A 23,691-nucleotide genomic window follows, 5' to 3' on the forward strand; every position below is an offset into this window, starting at 1 on the left:
ACAGAAGGTTTTTATGAACACTCAAGCAAAGCAGAAAGTCGCGGTTGCCATGGCCGCCGCATTGGCCGTCGGTGTGCTGCTGTACCTGGCGATGCCCGGCCTGTTCGGCAAGCGCACCCAGCAGAACACCAATGATGCTTATGTCTCAGCGGATTTCACCCTGGTAGTGCCGCGGGTTGCCGGGTTTATCAAGCAAGTGCTGGTTGAGGACAACCAGCAGGTCAAGGCCGGGCAATTGCTGGCACTGATCGATGACCGGGATCTACGCGCCGCCGCCGAGGCCGCCGATGCCGAAACGCTGGTGGCCAGGGCGCAACTGCAAAACGCCCGGGCGACCCTTGAGCGCCAGGTGTCGGTGATTGCCCAGGCGCAATCCTCGGTGGTTTCGGCCAAGGCGGAAATGGCGTTTGCCGAGCATGAATTGAACCGCTACAAGCACCTCGCCGGGGTGGGCGCCGGCACGGTGCAGAATGCGCAACAGGCGCAAACGCGCATCGATCAGGCCTCCGCGCGACTGGCCAATGCCACGGCGGTACTGGCGGCGGAGCGCAAGCAAGTGGAGATCCTCACGGCCCAGCGCGACGCAGCCGAAGGTGGGCTGAAACGGGCGCAAGCGAAGCTGGAAATGGCCAGCTACGAGTTGTCCTATACGAGAATCGTCGCGCCACAGGACGGCATGGTCGGCGAGCGCGCGGTGCGGGTCGGCGCCTACGTCACACCGGGCAGTAAAATCCTCGCAGTGGTGCCGTTGGCACAGGCTTATGTGATGGCCAATTTCCAGGAAACCCAACTGACGGATGTGCAGCCTGGGCAGGCTGTGCAAGTGCGCGTTGACAGCCTGGGCGGTGCGGTCCTGAACGGCCGCGTCGAAAGCATTGCGCCGGCCACCGGGGTGACATTCGCCGCGGTCAAACCGGATAACGCCACCGGCAACTTCACCAAGGTGGTGCAGCGGATACCAGTGAAGATCGTGCTGGAGCCGGGACAATCGCTGGCCGAGCGCTTGCGGGTGGGGATGTCGGTGGAGGCGAGCATCGATACCGGCAGTGGTGTCTCGCGTGAGGTGACTCAGCGATGAAAACCTGTGTTGACGGTGCGGATGCCATCGCGAGCAAGCTCGCTCCCACAAGGGTTATGTGCGATGTACAAGATTTTCGCATCACAGAAAGTCCATTGTGGGAGCGAGCTCGCTCGCGAAGAGGTCATCAGCCTCGCCTGACTTTTTCTGCCTTGCTTATGCTGAGCCTGTCCGCCTGCACCGTCGGCCCGGACTTTCACAAACCTCAGCCCACACATATCACCGAGTGGTCGAAACCATCAAAGGCGGCCGCCAGCCAAGTAATCGCCGAAACGATGAACGAGCGCTGGTGGGAGGTGTTCAACGACCCGAAACTCTCGGCCCTCACGCAACGCGCCCTGACCGACAACCTCGACCTGAAGCTGGCCAGCAGCCGTTTGCAGCAAAGCCGTGCCGTTCGCCAGGTGATCACCGCCAACCGCTATCCGAATACCGCCGCCACGGGAAGTTACGCCCGAAAACGTAATAGTGGTGAAGGCCTGAGCGACCCGTCAGGGCACAACGGCCAGTCCGCATTCAACCTGTGGGATGCCGGCTTTTCCGCGTCCTGGGAGCTGGACCTCTGGGGCCGCGTGCGGCGGGAAACCGAAGCGGCCGACGCCAACCTTGAAGTCGCCGAGAACGACCGGCGCGGTGTGCTGCTGTCAGTGCTGGCCGAAACCGCCCAGGACTACATTCAGCTGCGTGGCGTGCAGAACACCCGGCTCGTCACCGAACAGAACCTCGACGTCGCCCGGCATAGCCTGAAGCTTTCGCAACTGCGCCTGGCTGACGGCGTCGCGACGGATCTGGATGTCGCTGAAGCCGCCGCACAGGTGGCGGCCATCGAATCGCGCCTGCCCGCACTGGAGCAGCGCCAATGGCAACTGATCAACGCCTTGAGTCTGTTGATGGGCGAACCGCCCCAGGCATTGGCGGCGGAGTTATCCACAGACGCACCGGTGCCACAAACGCCGCGCCAGGTCGCCATTGGCTTGCCCTCGCAACTGGCTGAACGCAGGCCGGACATTCGCCAGGCCGAAGCACGGCTGCATGCCGCCACGGCCAGCATTGGCGTGGCCAAGGGCGATTTCTATCCGCGGATTACCCTGTCGGGCAATGTCGGTTCGCAAGCCATGCAGTTGAGCGATTTTGGTTCGTGGGGCTCGCGAGCGTTCGGCATCGGCCCGCAATTCAGCCTGCCGCTGTTCGACGGCGGGCGCTTGCGCGGCGTGCTGAGTTTGCGCGAAGCCCAGCAACAGGAAGTGGCCATCGTCTACCAGCAAACCGTGCTGCGCGCTTGGCATGAAATCGATGACCAGTTGACTGCCTACAACGCCAGCCAGTTGGGCCGCGACAGCCTCGCCGAAGCGGTGCGGCAGAACCAGATCGCCTTGCAAACAGCGCAACAGCAATATGTCGAAGGGGTGGTGGACTTTGTCAATGTGCTCACCGTGCAAGGTGCGCTACTGGCGACCCAGGAGCAATGGGTCGAGAGTTCGACCGGCGTGTCGCTGGCGATGGTCGGGTTGTACAAGGCCCTCGGCGGCGGATGGGAGTCGATGTATCCGTTGGCGGCGCAGACTGAGTAAGCGTCTGAGTTCAAGGTTTTGACGACAAGTTCGCCATGCCCTTGAGCAACTCGATCGGCAGCGGAAAGACGATGGTCGAGCTCTTGTCGCCGGCAATCGAACTCAGGGTCTGCATGTAGCGCAGCTGCATGGCCCCCGGTTGGCGGCCCAGCATTTCGGCGGCCTGCATGAGTTTTTCCGAGGCCTGCAATTCGCCTTCGGCGTGGATTACCTTGGCTCGCCGTTCCCGTTCGGCTTCGGCCTGCTTGGCGATGGCGCGGATCATCGATTCGTTGAGGTCCACGTGCTTGATCTCGACGTTGGCGACTTTGATGCCCCAGGCATCGGTCTGGGCGTCGAGCACTTGCTGGATGTCCAGGTTCAAGCGTTCGCGTTCGGCCAGCAGTTCGTCCAGTTCGTGTTTACCCAGCACCGCCCGTAGTGTGGTTTGCGCCAATTGGCTGGTTGCCATCAGAAAGTCTTCGACCTGGATGATCGCCTTTTGCGGATCGAGCACGCGGAAATACAGCACTGCGTTGACCTTGACCGACACGTTGTCGCGGGTGATCACGTCTTGCGGTGGCACGTCCAGCACCACGGTGCGCAAATCGACCCTTACCATTTGCTGGACCGCCGGAATCAGCAGGATCAGGCCAGGGCCCTTGACCTGCCAGAAGCGCCCAAGCTGGAACACCACCCCGCGCTCGTATTCGCGCAGGATGCGGAACGTCGACCCCGCCAGTGCGATGATCAACAATAGCAGCGCGACAAAACCCAATTGCAAACCCATGACTATTCTCCGCCCGGCGCCGCATCAGCCGCGGCCACTTGCAGCAGCAAACCCTTGCGCCCCACCACCCGCACCCGTTGCCCGGGTTGCAGCGGCGTTGCGCTAAGCACTTGCCATTGTTCTCCTTGCAGATGAATCCAGCCGCCATAGGCGTTACCGGTTTGCAATGACGTCACCGCCGTCACGCTGCCGAGCAGCCCGGCATCACCGCTGACGATGTCGCGCGGTCGTGTCTTCATGGCGTGAATCACCAGGTAGATCAGCAACAGCGCGCTGACCAGTCCCAGGCCGATCATCAACGGCACGGGCACTTCGGTATTGGACAGGATCACCGCGCCGATCACGAACATCACGATGCCGCCCAGGCCGATCACTCCGTAATTGGGCAGGGCCGCCTCGGCGATCAGGAACGCAATGCCGAAGGTGATCAACCAGATCCCGACGGGGTTGGGCTCCAGCACCACAACCGTGTCGGCGGCGCAGACTGATCCGCTCAACGCCAACAGCAACGCAACTGCACAGCAACGGGTGTTCACTTGACCCTCCGGGAGAGTCATGGAGTGGCTCTGAATACAGTTTAGTTGAGCCTCGGCCGGTATGAATTTTGCTCAATTACCGTCGGCAGCCGATGAGCGGATTTCCCACCGGAACGCGCTGACGGGCCTAGACTTTTACTACGCAAGCCAAGCTTTAATCATCGTCCGCAAGCGATCATGGCGGACACCGAGGTGCATCATGCGTATGGCAAGAACCGTGCAGCGAAGCCTGGAAAAGGCTCAATGCGAATACGACATTGTCAGCCACCCACACTCGGCCAGCAGCCTTGAAACGGCGCGGGTCGCAGGTATTCCTGCCGAACGGGTGGCCAAATCAGTGATCCTCGACGATCACCATGGGCATTACCTGATGGCCGTGTTGCCCGCCAGCCGTCACCTTGACCTGAGCAAAGTCCGCAGCAGTGGTGAGTGGCAAATTTCCCGCGAAAGCAACCTAGCGCACCTGTTCGATGATTGCGAACGCGGTGCCGTACCGGCGCTGGGTGAGTCCTACGGGTTGGAGGTGGTTATCGATCCGCTGCTGACCCGGCAAAAAGACATCTATCTGGAGGCTGGAAACCACGTCAACCTGGTGCGCATGGACGTGCCCGAGTTCCTGAAAATGGTGCCGCATGCCGAGGTGCGGGAGTTGAGTCATTGAGTTTTGTTTCGTCAATGCTGACGTCATCGCGGGCAAGCTCGCTCCTACAGATTTATCGCATTTCCTGTGGGAGCGAGCTTGCTCGCGATGACCGCGCAGCGGTCCTTGAATTGGTCCCCAGGAGTTCGACATGGAAAGCCCGACCCACAACCTTCCTTCGCTGTTCAAGCAACTCGGCCTGCCGGACGACGCCGAAAGCATCGATAAATTCATCGCCACCCATTCACCGCTCAAACCGGAGCTGCACCTTGCGGATGCGTTTTTCTGGAGCCCGAGCCAGGCGGAGCTTCTGCGGGAGGAGATTCTCGATGACGCGGATTGGGCCGAGGTGGTGGATCAACTGGATGTGATGTTGAGGAAGGGGCGCGGGGTGTGAATCGTCATCGTCCGGGCGGCCACTGTCGGGATGTATGGACCAGGGCGAGTATCCAGATGGCGTCCAGTCCCTGCTCATAAACAATGCGGTAACTCTGATGTGGCGTCAGCTCGCGAGTGCCTGAAATGATCCCGGCAGGGCCGATTTCCGGGTATTTGGCAAGCCGGGATAGCGCATTGCTGAACCGGTTGTCCATGTCGATGGCTGCTTTTGGGTTAACGGCATGCAGGTAATCCCAAATGTCTGCACGGTCCTGTGCTGCTTCTTTCGTCCATATTATTTTCATTCCTGTGGCGCGGCCCGCCTGCGCCTGGCAGCGAACTCTGCCTCAATTTCATCATTTGTCAGCCCGTCGCCGGCGCGCATCGAAGCGCGTGCGGTGTCGACCTTGCGCTGCAGGAATGCTTCGTACTCGCGAGCCTCCCGTTGGGTTTGAACAAACTGACGCATCATTTCCCGGACGATTTGCGAGGCGGGGCGATGAGCGGCTTCTGCCTCTGCCATGAACTGTTCACGCAGTTCAGACTCAAGTTTCATTGTAAAAACGGCTTGTTTCGACATGGCTGCCTTCTCGGTTGTCGTGCTGACAAAGTATATACATCTTCAGTATGGTGGCTTGTTCACCCCATATGGCTTCGCGACGGATGGAAGCCAATATGTTTCAAAACTTGACGGAAAATCCCCTCCAATGCGATATTGATAGTTAGCAAACTAACAGTGTGTGTTTTCCCTCGTGCCGAATAACCTCGACATCCTCCAGATGAACATCAGCAGTGCCATGGTGGTGGCCGCCAGGCACTGGCGCAAAATCTGCCAGACCACGCTGGTCAACTATGGCATCTCCGAAGCCTGCGCCGTTCCGCTGTTGATGATCGGGCGTCTGGGCGAGGGCGTGCGCCAGGTGACGGTGGCGCAAGCCGCGGGGATGGAGAGCCCGTCGCTGGTGCGCCTGCTCGATCAGTTGTGCCATGCCGGTTACGTCTGCCGGACCGAAGACACACAGGACCGCCGCGCCAAATGCCTGAGCCTGACCGAAACCGGTCGTGAGCTGGTGCAGGCGGTCGAAGTGGAGCTGGTGCGCTTGCGCCAGGAGGTACTTGAAGGCATTGACCAGGGTGACCTGGAAGCTACGCTGCGGGTACTGAGAGCATTTGAAGCGGCCACGCCGCCATCGGTGGTCAACTCGTGAGCGGATTTTTCTCTGGCATGCCCCCGGCGCGGGACTGGTTCTACGGGGTCCGCACCTTCGCCGCATCGATGATCGCGCTGTATATCGCCCTGCTCATGCAAATGCCGCGTCCGTACTGGGCGATGGCCACGGTGTACATCGTTTCCAGTCCGTTTCTCGGTCCTACCAGTTCCAAGGCGCTGTACCGGGCGGTCGGCACCTTTGTCGGCGCTGCGGCGGCGGTTTTGTTCGTGCCGATGTTCGTGCAGAGCCCCTACGTGCTGGTGGTGGTGATTGCGCTGTGGACCGGGACGCTGCTGTTTCTGTCCCTGCATTTGCGTACCGCGAACAACTACGCCTTGATGCTCGCCGGTTACACCTTGCCGCTGATTGCCCTGCCGGTGGTGAATAACCCGCTGGGGGTGTGGGACGTGGCCGAGGCACGGACCGAAGAAATTTTCCTCGGCATCGCCGTGGCGGCAGTGGTTGGCGCGATGTTCTGGCCCCGGCGTCTGGCGCCGGTGTTCAATGATTCGGTGAGCAAATGGTTTGCCGATGCCTCGACCTACAGCCTGCGCTTCCTAAGCCGCAGCGTGCAGCCTGAAGAAGTCAGTGCGTTGCGTGCATCGATGGTCGCCACCTTCAACTCCCTGGAGTTGATGATCGGCCAGTTGCCCCACGAAGGCTCGCGTCCGCAGACAGTACGCAACACCAGGGAGTTGCGCGGGCGGATGATTCACCTGCTGCCGGTGATCGATGCCCTCGACGATGCGCTTTACGCCCTGGAACGGCGCACCCCCGAGCTTGTGGACAAGTTCGCACCATTGCTGACGGCCACCACCGAATGGCTCGAGCACAAGGATGCCGACCTCGACCGCTGGCAGGCACTGAAGGATAAACTCGAGGCCCTGCAACCGGCTCCCGAAGCGCTGGATGACCGCAAGCAACTGCTGTTCTCCAATGCCATTTACCGTCTCGGCGAGTGGATCGATTTGTGGCAGGACTGCCGCAGTCTGCAATACGCCATCCAGTGCGAAAGCCAGGACAACTGGCGCGCGGTGTATCGGCATTGGCGGCTGGGGCGGCTGTCCCCGTTTCTGGATCGCGGCCTGATGTTTTATTCCGCGGCCTCCACCGTCACCGCGATAATCGTCGCTTCGGTGCTGTGGATTCTGCTCGGCTGGACCGATGGCGGCAGCGCAGTGATCCTGGCGGCGGTGGCGTGTAGTTTCTTTGCCTCGATGGACGATCCCGCGCCGCAGATTTACCGGTTCTTTTTCTGGACGGCGATGTCGGTGGTGTTCGCCAGCCTTTATCTGTTTCTGGTGCTGCCCAACCTGCATGACTTTCCGATGCTGGTGCTGGCGTTTGCCGTGCCGTTCATTTGTGTCGGCACCCTGACGGTCAAGCCGCAGTTTTACCTGGGCATGCTGCTGACCCTGGTCAACACCTCGTCCTTCATCAGCATTCAGGGCGCTTACGACGCGGACTTCCTCAGTTTCGCCAACTCCAACCTGGCCGGCCCCATGGGGTTGTTGTTCGCGTTCATCTGGACCCTGATCGCCCGACCGTTCGGTGCCGAACTGGCAGCCAAGCGCCTGACCCGTTTCAGCTGGCGTGACATTGTCGGCCTCTCCGAGCCGGCCACGTTGTCTGAACATCGGCTTCTGGGCATACGGATGCTCGATCGGCTGATGCAGCATCTGCCGCGCCTGGCCATGACCGGCCAGGACTCCGGTGTGGCACTGCGGGAAGTGCGGGTGGCGCTGAATCTGTTGGACCTGCTCGCTTATACGCCGCGGGTCCTTGGTGTGCCGCAGGTGCTGCTGCGCCAGGTGGTGACCGAGGTTGGCGAGTACTTCAAGGCCTGTCTCAAGGCCGGTGAGCGCCTTCCGGCACCTAGCCCGTTGCTGATGACCCTCGACCGCACCCGTCGCGCCCTCAGCGGTGCCGGCGATGACGAAACCCGTCGGCATCTGCTGCACGCCCTGAGCGGCTTGCGCCTGGCACTGCTGCCCGGTGTCGAATTCGTCGGTTCCGCCGAGCTCGAAGAACCGCTTCCCCATGGCATTGATGGAGCGCCTTTATGATCGGTGACCTGGATCTGAGCGGGGTGTTCCTGCCCACGCTGCTGGTGCTGATGGGCATTACGTATGTGTTGTACCTGTTGGTGCACGGGGTGCTGACGCGCCTGCACTTTTACCGTCTGGTCTGGCACCGGGCATTGTTCAACGTGGCCCTCTACGCCTTGCTGCTTGGCGCCGTGGACTCACTCAGTCGATACCTGATGACATGAAAAAACCGATTCTAACCCTGGGTCGCGTGGTGCTGACCCTGCTGATCGTGAGCTTCGCCGTGGTCGTGGTCTGGCGCATGGTGATGTATTACATGTTCGCGCCCTGGACCCGCGATGGGCACATCCGCGCCGACATCGTGCAAATCGCGCCGGATGTCTCCGGGCTGATCCAGCAAGTGGAGGTGCGCGACAACCAGTTGGTCAAGCGCGGCCAAGTGCTGTTCAGCATCGATCCGGACCGCTTCAAGCTGGCCCTGCGCCAGGCGAAAGCGGCCGTCGCCGACCGCGAGGAAACCCTGGCCCAGGCCCAGCGCGAGGCCAAGCGGAACAAGGGTCTTGGTAACCTGGTGCCGGGTGAGCAACTGGAAGAAAGCCAGTCGAAAGTGGCCCGCGCCCAAGTGGCCTTGTTGGAAGCCCAGGTGGCGGTGGACAGCGCACAGCTCAACCTCGACCGCTCGGTGATCCGCAGCCCGGTAGACGGCTACGTCAACGACCGCGCGCCACGGGCCCAGGAGTTCGTCAGCGCCGGGCGGCCCGTGTTGTCGGTGGTCGACAGCAACTCGTTCCACATCGACGGCTATTTCGAAGAAACCAAACTGAACGGCATCCATATCGGCCAGAGCGTCGACATCCGGGTGATCGGCGACAATGCACGCCTGCGCGGGCATGTGGAGAGCATCGTCGCCGGTATCGAAGACCGCGACCGCACCAGCGGCAATAACCTGCTGCCCAACGTCAACCCGGCCTTCAGCTGGGTGCGGCTGGCCCAGCGAATTCCGGTGCGTATCGCCTTCGATGACGTGCCGGATGATTTCCGCATGATCGCCGGGCGCACCGCCACGGTATCGATCATCGACGATCAACAACGGGAGCCGACGCAATGAGCAAGGCCTCGGGTTTGGCGGTCGCCGGGTTAGGCCTGTTGCTGTCGGCGTGTCAGATGGTCGGGCCGGATTATCATTTACCGGAAGAGGCGGCTGTCCATCGTCCTGACTTTCAGGGCGATCTGGCGGTCGACGGCAAAACGGTGGTTTCCGCACCGGTGCCGGCCGATTGGTGGCGCCTGTACAAAGACCCGCGACTCGACCAGTTGGTACAGCAGGCCATGGCCTCCAACACTGATTTGCGTGTGGCGGCGGCCAGCCTGTCGAGGTCTCGGGCTCAGGTCGATGAGGCCGAAGCGGCAGGTGGCTGGAGCGGCGGCGTGAAGATGGGCGCCCAGCGCTTGCAGGAGTCCGGTCAGGCCTTCCTGCTGCCGGAAAAAGTGCCGGTGGCCAACATCGGCGATATCGGCATCAGCGCGTCGTACCAGTTCGACCTGTTCGGCACCTTGCAACGCGGTATCGAAGCGGCCAAGGCCAATGCCGATGCGACACAAGCAGCTGCCGATACTGCACGCATCACCGTGGTGGCCGACGTGGTCCGGGCCTACACCCAGGTGTGTGCAGCCAATGAAGAGCGGGAAATCGCCCAGCATTCCCTCGACCTGCAAGCCCAGAGCACCACGCTGATCCAGCGTCTGCGCGATGCCGGGCGTGGCGACGAAACCCAGGTCACCCGCTCGCAGACCCAATTCAAATCCCTGCGCGCCGACATGCCGCGCTATGAAGCGTCGCGCCAGGCCGGGCTGTACCGCTTGTCGATGTTGCTGGCCAAGCCGGTGGACCAACTGCCGGCCGGCACCGCCACCTGCGACGAGTTGCCAAAAATCGCGCAACTGGTACCGGTGGGCGATGGTGCCGCGTTGCTCAAGCGTCGTCCTGATGTGCGGCAGGCCGAGCGTCGACTGGCGGCCGCGACGGCCGGTATCGGCGTCGCCACGGGCGAGCTGTACCCGAACATCAGCATCGGCGCGACCATCGGTACCGTCGGTATTCTGGACGATCTCGGCGACCCGTCTACCAATCGCTGGGGCTTCGGTCCGTCGCTGACCTGGAACGTGCCGACCAACGGCGCCCGGGCGCGCATCCGCGAAGCCGAAGCGGTGACCCAGGCGACCCTGGCGCATTTTGACGGAGTGGTTCTCAACGCCATTCGTGAGACCCAGACCGGTCTTGCCCAGTACACGGCATTGCTGCAACGCCGCGATGCACTGGCCGATGCCGAGCAATCGGCAAAACTGGCAGCTGACCAGACCCACCGCTTCTTCCAGGCCGGCCGCGCCTCGTTCCTGGCCGACCTGCAAGCCACCCGCACCTACATCGACGTCACGGCGCAGCTGGCGGCCGCTAACACTCAGGTTGCCGCCAGCCAGATCGACTTGTTCCTCGCCTTGGGCGGCGGTTGGGAAAGCGGACGAACGCAAGCGTCGAACTCCGGCAAACCCTGAGGCCGTTGCTATGCTTTGAAGTGTTGGGAGGGTGCCCCGTGCAAAGCGCCCTTTCTTCGCACAAGGCTCGCGCAGGTCAGGGGGAAACCAATAATGAAAAACCCTTACGTTCTCGGTTTTTGGTGCGCCATCGTGGCGTTGGTGCTGCTGTCGGCCACTTATTTCTACGGAATCATGCTGGCCCAACAGATCGACAAGGCACTGGTGTTCCTCGACAGTGCCGTCGCACTGATTGCCGTGATGTCCGTTGCAGTGGTGGCCTGGGCCTCAGTCCAGAATCAACGCATCAAGAAAAGACAACTCGAACAAGGCAAGACCCTGGTCCTGATCTGGGACACCAAGGTGGCGTTGCGTCGTGTCGAAACGGTGTTCGACCGTTATTTCTGGGGCAGTTACTGGCAACCGGGGCGCACGTTTCAGGAAGTCATGGGCGAATTGACCGGCACGCCGTTGGAAAAAAGCCTCGATACCTTGAAAAAACAATGCGTGGCGCTGGACCGGCAAGTGGCTGACGACGGTCGGCACTGGCTCAACAATGCCCGGGAGCTGGCCGATGTCGCTACGGCCATGGCCCGCGAACGCTATCAACTGGACGTCTGCGACCCGCGCGCGGAAGTGACGGGCGGGGCGGTGATCAATCGTGACTTCGAAGTGCTGGTGTACACCTGGACTGCGCGGCTCAAAAGCTTTGATCATCAGCTGGATGAGATTGAAGTCCAGTATTCCTGATTTTGTGGTGGCTGTTATGCCGCCATCGCGGGCATGCCCGCTCCCACAGGTATAGCGTGATCCCTGTGGGAGCAAGCTTGCTCCGGGCGGCGTTCCGACGATAGCGATCGAATGGACTGCGAAGATCTCGAATCCTGCGCCCCCGCCCCCAAGACACTCTTTCACCTTTAATCATTGGGCCGTTCGTCGCCCCTGATGCTAATCTCCATTCCACTTTCAGCACTGTCGAGCCACAACCCGTCATGGGTTCAGGGAAGACGATCTCACTTTCAACAACGGACACTGAACGGGTCATACATGAATAAATCAGCAGGCGTGCTACTGGGAATTGTTGTCGCCATCGGTGCCATCAGCGCAGGCGGGGCCTGGTTCACCAGCACCAGGATCGAAGGTGTGCTGAACACCTCGATAGCCGATGCCAACAAGGAACTGCAGGCGGCGATGGTTGGTTCCAACGGCACGGCGTCGCTGGAGCTGGTGTCGCTGGAGCGTCATGTGTTCAGCAGCACCGCGCACTATCGCCTCAAGGGCGAAGGCGAAATGTTCGGCGAAGCGCCGGTTGAGTTGCTGTTTGTCGATCACATCGAACACGGCCCGTTGCCGTTCTCGCGCCTGATGTCGCTCAAGTGGCTGCCGGTCCTGGCGACCAGTCACTACGAGCTGGAAAAGACCCCGTTCACCGAGAAGTGGTTTGCCGCCGCCAAAGACAAGTCCCCGCTGACCGGCGTGGTCAATATCGGCTATGACAACGCTACCAATGGCACCTTCGAGTTGCAGCCGCTGGAAATGGCACTGGATGACAAGTCGAGCATGAAGTTCTCCGGCTTGAAAATGGACGTCGACGCCAGCGCCAAGGCGCAGAAGGTCAAGGCCAACGGCTACATGGACAGCCTGAAGGTGACCACCGTGTCTGAAGACCAGACGCCGGTGCAGGTTGAATTCAATGGCCTGACCCTGGCCAGCAACCTGACAAAAAGTACCTACGGTTTCTACACCGGCGAAAACGTCGTTGAACTGGCCAGCGGCAAATCGACTTTTGGCGTCAAGCAGTCGGTGCTGGACTTCAAGAAATTCGAGATGAAAAACCTGACTGAAGAAAAGGGCAGCAACGCCTCAGGGCGTGCCGATTACAAGGTTGGCGAAGTGTCCCTGAACGGCAAGACCATTGGTTCCGGTTCGCTGGCCATGAGCCTGAAGAACCTCGACATTCCGGCGACCCTGTCGTTGATGCAGATTTACCAGAGCAAACTGCAGCCGTATGAACGGACGGTGGCCGAAGCAACGGCGGCCGGTCTGCCGGCACCGGAGCTGAAACTGACCGAAGCCGAAGAGGCGCTGCTCAAGTCCAGCCTGGAAAAACTGCTGGCGGCCGGACCACAAGTGGCCCTGGAAAACCTGTCGTTCAACACCGCCAATGGTGAGAGCCGCGCCAACATGGTGCTAGACCTGACCAAGCCACAAGCTATCGATCTGCCGACCGATCAGTTGGTCAGACAGCTGATCGCGCTGCTGGACTTCAAGCTGCAAGTGTCCAAACCCATGCTGATCGATGTGCTCACCGTGCAATCGCAAATCGACGGTCAGACCGACGCCAAGCTGATTGCCGATCAGGCCACCGCCACCGCGGACATGTTCAGCAGCATGGCGGTCGGCAGCCAACTGGCAAAACTGGACGGCAATAACATCGTCACCAACCTGCGTTACGCCAACAATCAGGTGGACTTCAACGGCCAGAAAATGACCGTCGAAGAGTTTGCCGGTTTTGTGATGAGCAAGTTTGCGGATGCTGGCGCTACCGAATAACGGCGGCCGTTTACCTCGCAACGCCCGGCCTCTGCATCGCGCAGGCGCCGGGCGTTTTGCTGTCTGGCAACTCTAGGGAACGTCACGGATCAGGCGCCATGCCTCTTCCCATGGCAGCGGTTGTTTCATCCGCTCGGCGAGCATCGCCATTGCCCGGTCCATCTCGCAGGCTACCGCCGCCGACACCACACCGTTTTTTCCGAACAGGCCTATGAACGGCGGGTTGTAAGGGTCGCCGTTGAACTCGACTTCGTCCCAGGCCTCGGAGTGGCCGAGGTAGTCATAGGTTTTACCGAAATGCCAGGTCCAGAAAAACGGCACGTCGAGGTAATGCTCGTCACCGCCCAGCATATTGGCCGCGGCGATCCGCGCCTGTTGTTGGGCCAGTCGCCAGTGTTCGATGCGCAGGTATTGGTTGTTCAGCGGGAACGTTGCGATATCGCCAGCCGCCCAGAGACCGTCGGCCACGCGCATTGCGCCATCGACATGCAGCGAGTGATCCTGCTCCTTCGGTAACCCGGTAAAGGCCGCCGTGGCTGGCGTCACGCCGATGCCGACCAGCACCAGATCGGCCGCCAGGCGTTGGTCGTTGTCCAGGCGCACGGCTTCGACCTTGTCTGTCCCTTCGATCTGTACCGCATTGCCCTGGGTATGAAACACGACGCCATGGGCTTCATGTCGTGCCCGAATGGCCTTGCCGACCGTATCGCCGAACTGTTTGGCAAGTGGCACCTCGTGGCGGGCCAGTACGGTCACGTGCAGGCCAAGCTGGCGCAGGGACGAGGCGGATTCCATGGCAATGAAGCTGTCGCCGATGATCACCACCCGCTGGCCGGCGCTAGCGCTTTCCAGAATCTGCTGCGCATGGGCTTTGGAGCGCAGGACGAACACTTGCGGCAGGTCAGCGCCGGGCAGCGTCAGCGAATTGGGTTCGCCGCCAGTGGCCAGCAGCGCGGCGTCGTATGTCAGTGATTGGCCGTCAGTCAGCCGCAGCGTCCGGTTTGGCGCGTCCAGGCTTGCCACTTCGCCTCGCAGGCGTTCGATCCGCTGCTCGCGGTAAAAATCCTCGTCGCGCAGCGGCGGGACTTCGTGCAGCGGCATCTCCCCGGCGATCACGTATTTGCTCAGCGCGGTGCGGTCGTATCCGGCGTCGGCTTCGCGGTCGATCAACAGCAACCGGCCGCCGAATCCTTTCTCGCGCAACGCCGCTGCCGCCGCCGTGCCTGCCGCGCCAGCGCCGACAATGATGAAGGTTCGTGGATCGTCGGCCGGTGGCGCGTGGGCGTCCGGCATCGGCTGGTCGCCGACCCAGATGTCGCCGTCACGGACTTCAAGGGGATAGCGCTTGAGGCTGTCCAGGGCTGGCGGTTCACACAGCCTGCCATCCTCGACCCGAAACTGCGCCTTGTGCCATGGACATGTCAGGCGCCCGTGGCATATCGCGCCGTCAGCCAGCGGGGCTCCGGCATGTGGGCATTCGGCCTGATAAGCGCGCAGTTGTTCGCCGGCCCGCAACAGCAGAATCTTGCTGTCCTGGACCGGCACTTCCAGACCTCGGTCTTCGGGCACATTGGCGACACGTGCAACGCGATGCAGAGTCATGATTGCTCTCCAGACAGACGTTTCACTTATGAGTCTGGTACTTATCGCGAGGTTCGGCCAATTGCCCCTGCCACGGCGTGAACGGTGCGGCTATAGTTTGCACGCCGACGACGGCCCAACACGTACAAGGTGCTCCGGTATGCCCCGATTGACCTCAATGAACCCTTGGCTTGCGGCCTTGGCAGTCGCCCTGTGCGTGCAGTTCCCGGCGCAGGCCCAGGAACGTTTCACCCTGAACATTCCTGGAGTCTCCGATGACCGCCTGTTCACGTCGGCCGCTGCCAGCGATTCCGCCGGCTGTGGCGGACACAACATTTCCCCGGCATTGAACTGGAACGCCGGCCCGGCAGCCACCCAAAGCTATGCCATCGTCATGCACGACCCTGACGGCCAGAAGGGCCAGGGCATCGACCAGTGGGTGCATTACGGCATCAAGGCCGGCACCCACCAGATCCCGGCCGGCGCCGGGAGTAAACCCGGCCTCGAGGGCGTCGCCGGTACCAACAGCAAGGCAACCACCGGCTATGTCGGCCCTTGCCCGCCCGTTGGCGACAGCGCGCACCACTACATCATCCAGATCTACGCTCTGGACCTGCCCCCGGACGCCTTGCCCGCCGGCCTGACCCGTGCGCAGTTGCTGGAAAAAATCAAAGGCCACGTCCTGAAAAACAGCAGCGTGGTGCGGCGCTATCACCGCTAAAGGCTGATCGCCCCAGCGGATTTGCAGAAAACTGAAGTGCGCGGTATTCCGGGGGATTTGGCATCCACCCCCGAAAGCGCGCACTATCAGGCTATAGCCGATGCGTTGGAGGATGCCGTGGCAAAAAAGATCGACCGCATCGCCCAAATGCTCAACTGCCCGCAAAAGGGTGAGGAACTGCGGCGAGCGATTACCGAGAGTCGCAAGGATTTTCTGCTGAATCAGTCGGAAGAGGCTGTTGTTGAAGACGACGACCTTGAAGAGGAGTTTTTCGAGGACGACGAAGACGATGATGAGTACGACGAGTTCGACTGGACGACAGAATGAAAAAAACCGCTTCGGCGGTTTTTCATTATGAGCAGTGGTTCGGATAAACCGAACAACTGAAGGGCTAGTGACCCCCTCTCTGAGTGGCCCGAAGCATAGGTTGCCCTGAGTCGACTCCATGCTGCCCTGGGTTTGTGGAGGCCCCGAAAGCTCGGGGCGTATTTCAAGGTTGAGTGATCACTACTCTGTGGCTTGTTGCTTGAGCGTCAGAGGACGTCGCGTCAGCACTTTCACCACATCATCAATTACTGCCTTACTCATCGCGGTCAGATAATGGGCCGCCCATGCATGGCGGTCGGTATCTCTTGCATAGGCAGCATCCTCGGCGAACGACTTGGCCAGGAACAGCAGATCGGATGCTTGAGCTAATGCTTTGCTGATAGGTACCCCTCCGCTGACATGGAACAGCGGTTCGTCCGGGCAGTAGATGCAGGGAGTCAAACCGATGGTTGTTGCTTCTGAATGTTCAGTCACTTGCCACCTCCATTGACGGAGATGCAGAGAGATCGCGACTCGAAATCGCGTTGAGGGATAAGCCAAATTTCGTGCGGATTTGTATTGCGCATGGTCTAGCTCCTTGACGTGGAACTGCCACTTTTTCGTTACCAAGCGAATGGGTGGCAGCTGTGCGCAGGTTGGTAAACCGGGAGTCAAGGAATCCGGCACGCCCGAAGACGTCCCACGCACAGCCGCCATAACTCAAAATTGCGGACGTCAAAAACGCCTGTAATTCTCAATGGGGGCGCTGTTGCGCTTAACTCTCGGGTTACCAAGCCCGGTCGCTGAATTGGCAGCGACGGCGGAAGGTTAGCGCGCGGGATGGTCTCCTGCAACCTTGAAATTTGGGCTGCGAGACGATGATGGCTCGAAGAACGTCACCAGCAAACTCTCGCAAAACCCATAACAACTATTCAAAAAGTTGGCGGATCTGGCTAAAACCGTTAACGGGTATAAATGCCTGTTATTTTAATTTTTTACATTTGAAAACAAACTAAAAAATTTGGGCGTTTAGCTTAGAAAGCGACTCCCGAATGTCTAAAATATCTGCATTGTGGAAGCTTAGTATTTAGTTGCCAAAGTTTTCGATTCTGAAAAGTTTGTCATCTTCAGATAGTTTTACAATGAAGTTGTCTTCGTTGTTTATCTCATCCGGAAGCTTGTCTCTTAAGATAGAGGCAACAAATTGGATGTTCGAGTTTTCTACCAGGTTGGCGATTTTTATTAATTGGTTGTCGTGCATTAGTTCTTTTTTGTCGTTCAATAAGAAGTGAAAGCACGGAATTCTTTCTTCGTCAGCAAATAGAGTGTAAGCAATATCGAAACAAGAAATTTCGCCTTGTTTTTTCCCCGAGCTAAAGTTCGTATTGAACGCACTAAATTTGTAAAGTCGTTTCCCGTTTTTTATTTCAGGGTCAACCTTTAATGCATACTGTTCGTCGTATAGATCTTGTGAGACTGTCGAAAAGTATTTGTTGAATTTAGTTACTTGATCTTTTATTTTTTGTTCATACTCCTGCGAAAATAGAGAGTCGTCTATTGCTTTTAATTGCTTGTTTAGTTCTGCCAACTCTAATTCAGATCGCTCTAGCTGTAGCAGTATATTTTCGAATTCGCCTTTTTTGTGATGTTTTTCATTAAGCTCCGCTATTATTTTCTCTAGCTCTTCAAATGGTTCGCTTTTGGAAATTGACAAAGTTATTTTTGCTTCGGCTTCAAGGAGTCGATTGAGATGGCCAGACTTGAGTAGAATGTCATTTTCAAGTCTTGGTAAGTCTTTTGAAATGTAAAGTACCTTCTCTGTAATCATTTGATTATGGAAGGTGTAAAGCTCGTCAAATGTTTTTTGGATTTCTGGAATAAGTGTAGTTGCCTGTTCGTAAATGGCTCTTAGTTGCGCAGTGTCGATGTTTGCAACATTCGATGACAGGTCGCTCTGTGCTTCTAATACTAAAGAGCGTCGAATGTTGAGTCTTCCGATTTCTGAGCTGAGTTGGCTTATTTCAAATTTTATATTGTTTAAAGTGCTAAGGTCTGATTCGAAATTTTCATTGAGATTGAATGTTGACTTGCGGTGGTTGAGTTTGCTTATTTCTTCATTAAGTAAGGAAAGGGCAATTTCATATGCGGAACGAGTTTGCTCTTTTTCAAGGCGTGTTTTGAATGATTGTTCTAAACGGATTTTTGTCAGTAACTCTTGTTTGCTATCACCGTCTTGGAAATCACAACCAAGCAGAAATAAATAGAGAGTTTCGTACTCTTCGTTTTTAGTGTAAGCGTCGAGAGTTTTTAAAGTATTATTAATGCTAAGATCTCTATAGCGGATGTTATGAGATATTATTTGCCTAAATGTTGGTTTTTTACCATAGTGGTTTTGAAATAATAGATTGGTTAAACCTTCCTCGAACTCATCGTCAGTTTTTTGTAAGCCATTGATTTTCTGAATTTTTTTCGAGCGTGACAAAAAATTACGATCAATACGAGTCTCTTTAGATTCTATGATTGATATGTCTTCTTTGAGAATTAAAGTTATTAGAATTTCGTTTTTTATTAAGTACTCTTTAACTGCTTTGTGTTCTTCTTTTTTATTTTCTGGATCGGTATAGATATGCTTGGGGCTTGCGCCCAAGCAAAAGTCTATTAACATTAATACTGTTGTCTTGCCTACATTGTTTCCAGTTTCATTGCCAAATGAAACTGGAGTCTCATCGACGATTAAATTGATTCCCTTGCGGAAATTAATTTCTCTAATGATTTTATCGTCGCTGGAAATTTTTAACGATTTTAAATGCATAGTTCTACCCGTCCTTGGCTTGTGATTTTTGCAACGTTGAGCAAGTAGAGCCAGTCCAAGCAAAGTATGAAGATAGGCATAGACATTTCTTTTATTTTTTTTGTTTCAGCGTAAAGATCAAGTAACTCTATAGATTCATTTTTTTGCATGGCGGCCAAGACGATACCCCCATTATAGTAAACTGTCTGTTCTGGATGGATATTATCAGGAAGTAGCATTGAGTTCATACCTTTCCGGATTTTTGAAAATTTTGCACCTGATGAAAGTATCTACAACAAGTATATTCACACAAAGACTCAGTTCGTCTTGCGGTATTGTAGTGTAGTTTGCACTGCTTTGTATTATTTTTTCTACGCAGGAAATAATCTCAAAAAATAGTTGATCACCTTTTAGTGCTCCTTTGTTTTTTATGTAAATATTCCTGATTGCGCTGAGCACGGAAAGGCTTTTGTTTTTTCCTTGAGTATCGAATGTTTTATATATGGAGTCTAAGCGATGGTAGTGTATTTTATAGTCATCAATGATGTCTTTGGCATCGTTTAAGTCGTTGTGGTCTATTTTTTTTCCGATATCATATGGTGTGACTTCAATGTCCGTACTGCTTTCAGTCCATGAATGCTGGCTAAGAATATTTATGATGTTAGCCAAATTGGTTTCTGTTTTTATTGGTTCGATTTCGGCTTGGAACTCTAGCTTGATATGATCAAAGATTTCTTTCTGTGACTCTATATCTAACGAGGTGTAAGTTCTGATGATCGAGGGTACATCGTAAATGTCAGTTTTGGGATTGAAGCTAAGCTGGTTAGGGTTTTTGTAGGTTTTGTCTCTAAGGTTGCCAGCATCTTTAGAAATAGAAATAAATTTAAATGAATAGCCCGTGTATTTTTTTAGATCCTTTTCTAGTGCTGATTCTACTTTGGATTTGGTGGCCGTAGAAGATACTTGAATTAGTATTTTTTGCAGGTTGTCGATCAAGTCGATCGCCTCTGCATTTTGATCGGTAAGGTTTAAGTTGCTTAAATTCCATTTAAACAATTTATTAAATAAATGTGTGTAGAAATTTTCAGAGTGTATGTTCAAATCCAAAATGTTAAGTTTGCTGCGCACTTCTATTCTATATGCAAGCTGGCTTAATTGTTCTTCTACGTAATTGCAATAAGTCTGACGGTTCATCCATTTACCTTCTATGAAGATTTCAAGAGCATTCTAAGCGGCTTCAGCAGGCATTTTTCATAGTCAACTCTATCTATGCCACTGTTGCAATGCTATTTTTTCAGTGTGGATAAATCAAAAATAAGTTGTGGCATAAAATCGCGATTTGAGTTGTGCTTCAGCAGTACAGGGAAGGTGAAAATTCGCCGGCCAAGCCATGCTCAATTGCGCCATTGCCAGATTACCTCTGAAATCTACGGGCTGTATCTAAAAATCAATATTGATAGTTTTTATCTATATCACTTTTGGCATGTCTTACACACAGCATCTGTATACGTCGTTCTATTTAGATCGATTTTTCTAACATGGCACCCACAAAAAAGCCTCAGACCCTACGGTCTGAGGCTTTTTCGTTTCTACTATATGGTGCACCAGGCGGGATTCGAACCCACGACCCCTGCCTTCGGAGGGCAGTACTCTATCCAGCTGAGCTACTGGTGCAGCGGGCGCCATGATACTCATATGCGTTGAAGGCGTCCATGCTGCTGAATCGCCTGTGTTTTTTGAAGCTGTAACGCGCGCCTGCTACGTTGATCAGAAAAAACAGGCAAAAGCGTCGTTTTCGTTCTTTTTTTCGAACAGGCTATTGTCCTTTACCCCCTTTGATCCTAGGATTCGTTTGAGATTTCAAACGCTCTTGTCTGGGTGCTGAACCGCACGAGTTCAATCAGTGCGCTATTTATGTGCTTCAGCCCGGTGAATGATTTCCCTGACGGCAGCCTATCGAGGCGCCTTTCTACAATCATAATTTGCTCCGCATTCATTGCGGTGCTGTTAAGGAAAGCCGACATGCAGCTTAAAGACACCCAGTTGTTCCGCCAGCAAGCCTTCATCGATGGCGCGTGGGTTGATGCGGACAATGGTCAGACGATCAAGGTCAACAACCCGGCAACGGGCGAAATTCTGGGCACCGTGCCGAAAATGGGCGCTGCCGAAACCCGCCGTGCGATCGAAGCTGCTGACAAAGCGCTGCCGGCCTGGCGTGCTCTGACCGCCAAAGAACGTGCGACCAAGCTGCGTCGCTGGTTCGAACTGATCATCGAGAACCAGGACGACCTGGCTCGCCTGATGACCCTGGAGCAAGGCAAGCCATTGGCCGAAGCCAAGGGCGAAATCGTTTACGCCGCTTCCTTCATCGAATGGTTCGCCGAAGAAGCCAAGCGCATCTACGGTGACGTGATTCCGGGCCACCAGCCAGACAAGCGCCTGATCGTGATCAAGCAGCCAATCGGCGTGACCGCTGCCATCACCCCGTGGAACTTCCCGGCTGCAATGATCACCCGTAAAGCCGGCCCGGCCCTGGCCGCCGGTTGCACCATGGTGCTCAAGCCTGCTTCGCAAACCCCGTACTCCGCATTCGCCCTGGCCGAACTGGCCCAGCGTGCCGGCATCCCGGCTGGCGTGTTCAGCGTTGTTTCCGGCAGCGCCGGCGACATCGGTACCGAGCTGACCAGCAACCCGATCGTGCGCAAGCTGTCCTTCACCGGTTCGACCGAAATCGGCCGTCAACTGATGGCCGAATGCGCCAAGGACATCAAGAAAGTGTCCCTGGAACTGGGCGGCAACGCACCGTTCATCGTGTTCGACGACGCGGACCTGGATAAGGCCGTCGAAGGCGCGATCATTTCCAAATACCGCAACAACGGCCAGACCTGCGTCTGCGCCAACCGCCTGTACATCCAGGACGGTGTTTACGACGCATTCGCCGAGAAGCTGAAAGTGGCTGTCGCCAAACTGAAGATCGGCAACGGTCTGGAAGCAGGCACTACCACTGGCCCGCTGATCGACGAAAAAGCCGTGGCCAAGGTGCAAGAACACATCGCCGATGCCTTGAGCAAAGGCGCGACCGTGCTGGCGGGTGGCAAGCCGATGGAAGGCAACTTCTTCGAGCCGACTATCCTGACCAACGTGCCGAACAACGCTGCCGTGGCCAAGGAAGAAACCTTCGGTCCATTGGCTCCACTGTTCCGTTTCAAAGACGAAGCCGACGTGATCGCGATGTCCAACGACACCGAGTTCGGTCTGGCCTCGTACTTCTATGCCCGTGATCTGGGCCGTGTGTTCCGTGTGGCTGAAGCCCTGGAATACGGCATGGTCGGCGTCAACACCGGGTTGATCTCCAACGAAGTCGCGCCGTTCGGCGGCATCAAGGCCTCGGGCCTGGGCCGTGAAGGCTCCAAGTACGGCATCGAAGATTACCTGGAAATCAAATACCTCTGCCTGGGCATCTAACCCCGGAAGAGCATTGCTTCAAGCGCAAAGGGCACGAGAGCGCTGTCCCTTTGCGCCGCTTCAAACCGGAATTTTCTCGGTGGCCGGGAACGCAGTGGCAGTCGATCATCGCATGCTGCCGCCGTTGTTCCCCGCCGCTTAATCCTTGAACCACGCCGCCCGATGAGCGGTGAATGAGGAATGTATGAGCAAGACTAACGCTTCTTTGATGGCCCGCCGTACCGCTGCTGTTCCACGTGGTGTTGGCCAGATTCACCCGATTTTCGCCGATTCCGCGAAGAACGCGACCGTAACCGACGTTGAAGGTCGTGAGTTCATCGACTTCGCCGGCGGTATCGCCGTGCTGAACACTGGCCACGTGCACCCGAAAGTCATCGCCGCCGTGACCGAGCAGCTGAACAAGCTGACCCACACCTGCTTCCAGGTACTGGCCTACGAGCCGTACGTGGAAGTGTGCGAAAAAATCAACGCCAAGGTGCCAGGTGATTTCGCCAAGAAAACCCTGCTGGTGACCACCGGTTCCGAAGCCGTTGAAAACTCCATCAAGATCGCCCGTGCCGCCACTGGCCGCGCCGGCGTGATCGCCTTCACCGGCGCTTACCACGGTCGCACCATGATGACCCTGGGCCTGACCGGTAAAGTCGTGCCTTACTCGGCCGGCATGGGCCTGATGCCAGGCGGCATCTTCCGCGCGCTGTACCCGAACGAACTGCACGGCGTGAGCATCGACGATTCGATCGCTTCCATCGAACGCATCTTCAAGAACGACGCCGAGCCGAAAGACATCGCTGCGATCATCATCGAGCCGGTTCAGGGCGAAGGTGGCTTCTACGTCGCGCCGAAAGAATTCATGAAGCGTCTGCGTGCCCTGTGCGACCAGCACGGCATCCTGCTGATCGCTGACGAAGTACAGACTGGCGCCGGCCGTACCGGTACTTTCTTCGCCATGGAACAGATGGGCGTTGCTGCCGATCTGACCACTTTCGCCAAATCCATCGCTGGCGGCTTCCCGCTGGCCGGTGTGTGCGGCAAGGCCGAATACATGGACGCCATCGCTCCAGGCGGCTTGGGCGGCACCTACGCCGGTAGCCCGATCGCTTGCGCCGCGGCCCTGGCCGTGATGGAAGTGTTCGAAGAAGAGCACCTGCTGGATCGTTGCAAGGCTGTTGGCGAGCGTCTGGTAACCGGCTTGAAGGCCATCCAGGCCAAGTACCCGGTGATCGGTGAAGTTCGTGCCCTGGGCGCGATGATCGCTGTCGAGCTGTTCGAAGATGGCGACAGCCACAAGCCGAACCCGACTGCCGTGGCAGCCGTTGTGGCCAAGGCTCGCGACAAGGGCCTGATCCTGCTGTCCTGCGGCACCTACGGCAACGTTCTGCGCGTCCTGGTACCGCTGACCTCGCCGGACGAGCAACTGGACAAAGGCCTGGCGATCATCGAAGAGTGCTTCTCCGAGCTCTGATCACCCAGTGTGACCTGATCCACAAAAAACCCGCTTCGGCGGGTTTTTT

24 protein-coding genes and 1 tRNA gene are annotated in these 23,691 nt (G+C 57.0%); 15 read left to right on the plus strand and 10 right to left on the minus strand.

The genetic code is table 11. From position 1 onward, the window contains the following. Nucleotides 1-13 precede the first annotated feature (13 nt). Both AC3WTM_RS09850 and AC3WTM_RS09855 read left to right on the plus strand, forming a co-directional pair. A complete protein-coding gene (locus AC3WTM_RS09850; protein WP_102672446.1) occupies nucleotides 14-1,078 on the plus strand; it encodes an HlyD family secretion protein in 1,065 nt (354 codons plus the stop codon). Then, nucleotides 1,075-2,649 (plus strand): efflux transporter outer membrane subunit, encoded by a 1,575-nt coding sequence (locus AC3WTM_RS09855; RefSeq protein ID WP_102672447.1) that lies wholly within the window; start codon nucleotides 1,075-1,077, stop codon nucleotides 2,647-2,649. The genes AC3WTM_RS09850 and AC3WTM_RS09855 overlap by 4 nt, the downstream gene beginning before the upstream one ends. Nucleotides 2,650-2,659: 10 nt before the next feature. On the opposite strand, the gene AC3WTM_RS09860 is transcribed toward AC3WTM_RS09855, so the two are convergent. Both AC3WTM_RS09860 and AC3WTM_RS09865 read right to left on the minus strand, forming a co-directional pair. Then, complete coding sequence (locus AC3WTM_RS09860; protein WP_102672448.1) at nucleotides 2,660-3,418, minus strand: slipin family protein; 759 nt, start codon at nucleotides 3,416-3,418, stop codon at nucleotides 2,660-2,662. Nucleotides 3,419-3,420: 2 nt separating this feature from the next. After that, complete coding sequence (locus AC3WTM_RS09865) at nucleotides 3,421-3,954, minus strand: NfeD family protein (RefSeq protein WP_102672449.1); 534 nt, start codon at nucleotides 3,952-3,954, stop codon at nucleotides 3,421-3,423. Nucleotides 3,955-4,153: 199 nt separating this feature from the next. Here AC3WTM_RS09865 and AC3WTM_RS09870 point away from each other — a divergent pair, with 199 nt between their 5' ends. Beyond that, complete coding sequence (locus AC3WTM_RS09870; protein ID WP_102672450.1) at nucleotides 4,154-4,615, plus strand: aminoacyl-tRNA deacylase; 462 nt, start codon at nucleotides 4,154-4,156, stop codon at nucleotides 4,613-4,615. A gap of 130 nt (nucleotides 4,616-4,745) precedes the next feature. Next, complete coding sequence (locus tag AC3WTM_RS09875; RefSeq protein ID WP_015092958.1) at nucleotides 4,746-4,991, plus strand: DUF2789 domain-containing protein; 246 nt, start codon at nucleotides 4,746-4,748, stop codon at nucleotides 4,989-4,991. Between the two features lie 4 nt (nucleotides 4,992-4,995). On the opposite strand, the gene AC3WTM_RS09880 is transcribed toward AC3WTM_RS09875, so the two are convergent. Together AC3WTM_RS09880 and AC3WTM_RS09885 are read right to left on the minus strand one after the other, a co-directional pair. Continuing rightward, nucleotides 4,996-5,277, minus strand: coding sequence for a type II toxin-antitoxin system RelE/ParE family toxin (locus AC3WTM_RS09880; protein ID WP_102672451.1), 282 nt, complete (start codon nucleotides 5,275-5,277; stop codon nucleotides 4,996-4,998). Next, a complete protein-coding gene (locus tag AC3WTM_RS09885) occupies nucleotides 5,274-5,552 on the minus strand; it encodes an antitoxin of toxin-antitoxin stability system (protein ID WP_102672452.1) in 279 nt (92 codons plus the stop codon). Before AC3WTM_RS09885 ends, AC3WTM_RS09880 begins: the two co-directional genes overlap by 4 nt. 199 nt (nucleotides 5,553-5,751) lie before the next feature. Here AC3WTM_RS09885 and AC3WTM_RS09890 point away from each other — a divergent pair, with 199 nt between their 5' ends. The 7 genes from AC3WTM_RS09890 (at nucleotide 5,752) to AC3WTM_RS09920 (ending at nucleotide 13,316) form a co-directional block, all read left to right on the plus strand. Continuing rightward, nucleotides 5,752-6,180, plus strand: a complete 429-nt coding sequence (locus AC3WTM_RS09890) for a MarR family winged helix-turn-helix transcriptional regulator (RefSeq protein WP_173677982.1) — start codon at nucleotides 5,752-5,754, stop codon at nucleotides 6,178-6,180. Further along, nucleotides 6,177-8,249, plus strand: coding sequence for an FUSC family protein (locus AC3WTM_RS09895; RefSeq protein WP_102672453.1), 2,073 nt, complete (start codon nucleotides 6,177-6,179; stop codon nucleotides 8,247-8,249). Before AC3WTM_RS09890 ends, AC3WTM_RS09895 begins: the two co-directional genes overlap by 4 nt. Then, entirely contained in the window at nucleotides 8,246-8,455 is a 210-nt protein-coding gene (locus AC3WTM_RS09900) for a DUF1656 domain-containing protein (RefSeq protein ID WP_007987399.1), read from the plus strand. Before AC3WTM_RS09895 ends, AC3WTM_RS09900 begins: the two co-directional genes overlap by 4 nt. Next, nucleotides 8,452-9,339, plus strand: a complete 888-nt coding sequence (locus tag AC3WTM_RS09905; RefSeq protein ID WP_102672454.1) for an efflux RND transporter periplasmic adaptor subunit — start codon at nucleotides 8,452-8,454, stop codon at nucleotides 9,337-9,339. The genes AC3WTM_RS09900 and AC3WTM_RS09905 overlap by 4 nt, the downstream gene beginning before the upstream one ends. Further along, nucleotides 9,336-10,784: an efflux transporter outer membrane subunit gene (locus AC3WTM_RS09910; RefSeq protein ID WP_102672455.1), complete on the plus strand. Its 1,449-nt coding sequence runs from the start codon at nucleotides 9,336-9,338 to the stop codon at nucleotides 10,782-10,784. The genes AC3WTM_RS09905 and AC3WTM_RS09910 overlap by 4 nt, the downstream gene beginning before the upstream one ends. A gap of 93 nt (nucleotides 10,785-10,877) precedes the next feature. Beyond that, nucleotides 10,878-11,513, plus strand: coding sequence for an NADH:ubiquinone oxidoreductase subunit N (locus AC3WTM_RS09915; RefSeq protein WP_102672456.1), 636 nt, complete (start codon nucleotides 10,878-10,880; stop codon nucleotides 11,511-11,513). Nucleotides 11,514-11,810: 297 nt separating this feature from the next. Beyond that, on the plus strand, nucleotides 11,811-13,316 hold the full coding sequence (locus tag AC3WTM_RS09920) for a YdgA family protein (RefSeq protein ID WP_102672457.1): 1,506 nt from the start codon (nucleotides 11,811-11,813) through the stop codon (nucleotides 13,314-13,316). Nucleotides 13,317-13,388: 72 nt separating this feature from the next. Here the strand turns inward: AC3WTM_RS09920 and AC3WTM_RS09925 are convergent, their stop codons facing one another. Next, a complete protein-coding gene (locus tag AC3WTM_RS09925) occupies nucleotides 13,389-14,918 on the minus strand; it encodes an FAD-dependent oxidoreductase (protein ID WP_102672458.1) in 1,530 nt (509 codons plus the stop codon). Nucleotides 14,919-15,057: 139 nt separating this feature from the next. Between AC3WTM_RS09925 and AC3WTM_RS09930 the strand changes: the two genes are divergently transcribed. Next, entirely contained in the window at nucleotides 15,058-15,618 is a 561-nt protein-coding gene (locus AC3WTM_RS09930; protein WP_102672459.1) for a YbhB/YbcL family Raf kinase inhibitor-like protein, read from the plus strand. Between the two features lie 57 nt (nucleotides 15,619-15,675). Continuing rightward, complete coding sequence (locus AC3WTM_RS09935) at nucleotides 15,676-15,945, plus strand: hypothetical protein (RefSeq protein WP_219736666.1); 270 nt, start codon at nucleotides 15,676-15,678, stop codon at nucleotides 15,943-15,945. Nucleotides 15,946-16,125: 180 nt separating this feature from the next. On the opposite strand, the gene AC3WTM_RS09940 is transcribed toward AC3WTM_RS09935, so the two are convergent. From AC3WTM_RS09940 to AC3WTM_RS09960, 5 genes are all read right to left on the minus strand, one after another. After that, on the minus strand, nucleotides 16,126-16,419 hold the full coding sequence (locus tag AC3WTM_RS09940; protein WP_102672461.1) for a DUF3077 domain-containing protein: 294 nt from the start codon (nucleotides 16,417-16,419) through the stop codon (nucleotides 16,126-16,128). A 592-nt stretch (nucleotides 16,420-17,011) separates the two neighbouring features. After that, nucleotides 17,012-18,736 carry a DUF2326 domain-containing protein gene (locus AC3WTM_RS09945; RefSeq protein ID WP_207291260.1) on the minus strand — a complete coding sequence of 575 codons (1,725 nt, stop codon included), beginning with the start codon at nucleotides 18,734-18,736 and terminating at the stop codon, nucleotides 17,012-17,014. Then, nucleotides 18,727-18,954, minus strand: a complete 228-nt coding sequence (locus AC3WTM_RS09950; protein WP_102672711.1) for an ABC-three component system middle component 6 — start codon at nucleotides 18,952-18,954, stop codon at nucleotides 18,727-18,729. The genes AC3WTM_RS09945 and AC3WTM_RS09950 overlap by 10 nt, the downstream gene beginning before the upstream one ends. After that, nucleotides 18,941-19,909 carry an ABC-three component system protein gene (locus AC3WTM_RS09955; RefSeq protein ID WP_102672712.1) on the minus strand — a complete coding sequence of 323 codons (969 nt, stop codon included), beginning with the start codon at nucleotides 19,907-19,909 and terminating at the stop codon, nucleotides 18,941-18,943. Before AC3WTM_RS09955 ends, AC3WTM_RS09950 begins: the two co-directional genes overlap by 14 nt. A 403-nt stretch (nucleotides 19,910-20,312) precedes the next feature. Further along, nucleotides 20,313-20,389 (minus strand) — tRNA-Arg (locus AC3WTM_RS09960). A 348-nt stretch (nucleotides 20,390-20,737) separates the two neighbouring features. Between AC3WTM_RS09960 and gabD the strand changes: the two genes are divergently transcribed. Next, nucleotides 20,738-22,180, plus strand: a complete 1,443-nt coding sequence (gabD, locus tag AC3WTM_RS09965; RefSeq protein ID WP_090452425.1) for an NADP-dependent succinate-semialdehyde dehydrogenase — start codon at nucleotides 20,738-20,740, stop codon at nucleotides 22,178-22,180. 184 nt (nucleotides 22,181-22,364) lie between these two features. Continuing rightward, complete coding sequence (gene gabT / locus AC3WTM_RS09970) at nucleotides 22,365-23,642, plus strand: 4-aminobutyrate--2-oxoglutarate transaminase (protein ID WP_102672713.1); 1,278 nt, start codon at nucleotides 22,365-22,367, stop codon at nucleotides 23,640-23,642. Nucleotides 23,643-23,691 lie beyond the last annotated feature (49 nt).

The sequence above is a fragment of the Pseudomonas sp. EU05-FHT14B02 genome (assembly GCF_058791055.1).

Excerpts from the sequence above, each read along its gene's own strand:
- AC3WTM_RS09860 (WP_102672448.1), bottom strand. The coding sequence starts at position 3,418 with ATGGGTTTGCAATTGGGTTTTGTCGCGCTGCTATTGTTGATCATCGCA.
- AC3WTM_RS09945 (WP_207291260.1), bottom strand. The coding sequence starts at position 18,736 with ATGCATTTAAAATCGTTAAAAATTTCCAGCGACGATAAAATCATTAGA.
- AC3WTM_RS09855 (WP_102672447.1), top strand. The coding sequence starts at position 1,075 with ATGAAAACCTGTGTTGACGGTGCGGATGCCATCGCGAGCAAGCTCGCT.
- AC3WTM_RS09930 (WP_102672459.1), top strand. The coding sequence starts at position 15,058 with ATGCCCCGATTGACCTCAATGAACCCTTGGCTTGCGGCCTTGGCAGTC.
- AC3WTM_RS09885 (WP_102672452.1), bottom strand. The coding sequence starts at position 5,552 with ATGTCGAAACAAGCCGTTTTTACAATGAAACTTGAGTCTGAACTGCGT.
- AC3WTM_RS09955 (WP_102672712.1), bottom strand. The coding sequence starts at position 19,909 with ATGAACCGTCAGACTTATTGCAATTACGTAGAAGAACAATTAAGCCAG.
- AC3WTM_RS09925 (WP_102672458.1), bottom strand. The coding sequence starts at position 14,918 with ATGACTCTGCATCGCGTTGCACGTGTCGCCAATGTGCCCGAAGACCGA.
- AC3WTM_RS09870 (WP_102672450.1), top strand. The coding sequence starts at position 4,154 with ATGCGTATGGCAAGAACCGTGCAGCGAAGCCTGGAAAAGGCTCAATGC.
- AC3WTM_RS09850 (WP_102672446.1), top strand. The coding sequence starts at position 14 with ATGAACACTCAAGCAAAGCAGAAAGTCGCGGTTGCCATGGCCGCCGCA.
- AC3WTM_RS09915 (WP_102672456.1), top strand. The coding sequence starts at position 10,878 with ATGAAAAACCCTTACGTTCTCGGTTTTTGGTGCGCCATCGTGGCGTTG.
- AC3WTM_RS09890 (WP_173677982.1), top strand. The coding sequence starts at position 5,752 with ATGAACATCAGCAGTGCCATGGTGGTGGCCGCCAGGCACTGGCGCAAA.
- AC3WTM_RS09900 (WP_007987399.1), top strand. The coding sequence starts at position 8,246 with ATGATCGGTGACCTGGATCTGAGCGGGGTGTTCCTGCCCACGCTGCTG.
- AC3WTM_RS09880 (WP_102672451.1), bottom strand. The coding sequence starts at position 5,277 with ATGAAAATAATATGGACGAAAGAAGCAGCACAGGACCGTGCAGACATT.
- gabT (WP_102672713.1), top strand. The coding sequence starts at position 22,365 with ATGAGCAAGACTAACGCTTCTTTGATGGCCCGCCGTACCGCTGCTGTT.
- AC3WTM_RS09875 (WP_015092958.1), top strand. The coding sequence starts at position 4,746 with ATGGAAAGCCCGACCCACAACCTTCCTTCGCTGTTCAAGCAACTCGGC.
- AC3WTM_RS09950 (WP_102672711.1), bottom strand. The coding sequence starts at position 18,954 with ATGCTACTTCCTGATAATATCCATCCAGAACAGACAGTTTACTATAAT.
- AC3WTM_RS09920 (WP_102672457.1), top strand. The coding sequence starts at position 11,811 with ATGAATAAATCAGCAGGCGTGCTACTGGGAATTGTTGTCGCCATCGGT.
- gabD (WP_090452425.1), top strand. The coding sequence starts at position 20,738 with ATGCAGCTTAAAGACACCCAGTTGTTCCGCCAGCAAGCCTTCATCGAT.
- AC3WTM_RS09910 (WP_102672455.1), top strand. The coding sequence starts at position 9,336 with ATGAGCAAGGCCTCGGGTTTGGCGGTCGCCGGGTTAGGCCTGTTGCTG.
- AC3WTM_RS09905 (WP_102672454.1), top strand. The coding sequence starts at position 8,452 with ATGAAAAAACCGATTCTAACCCTGGGTCGCGTGGTGCTGACCCTGCTG.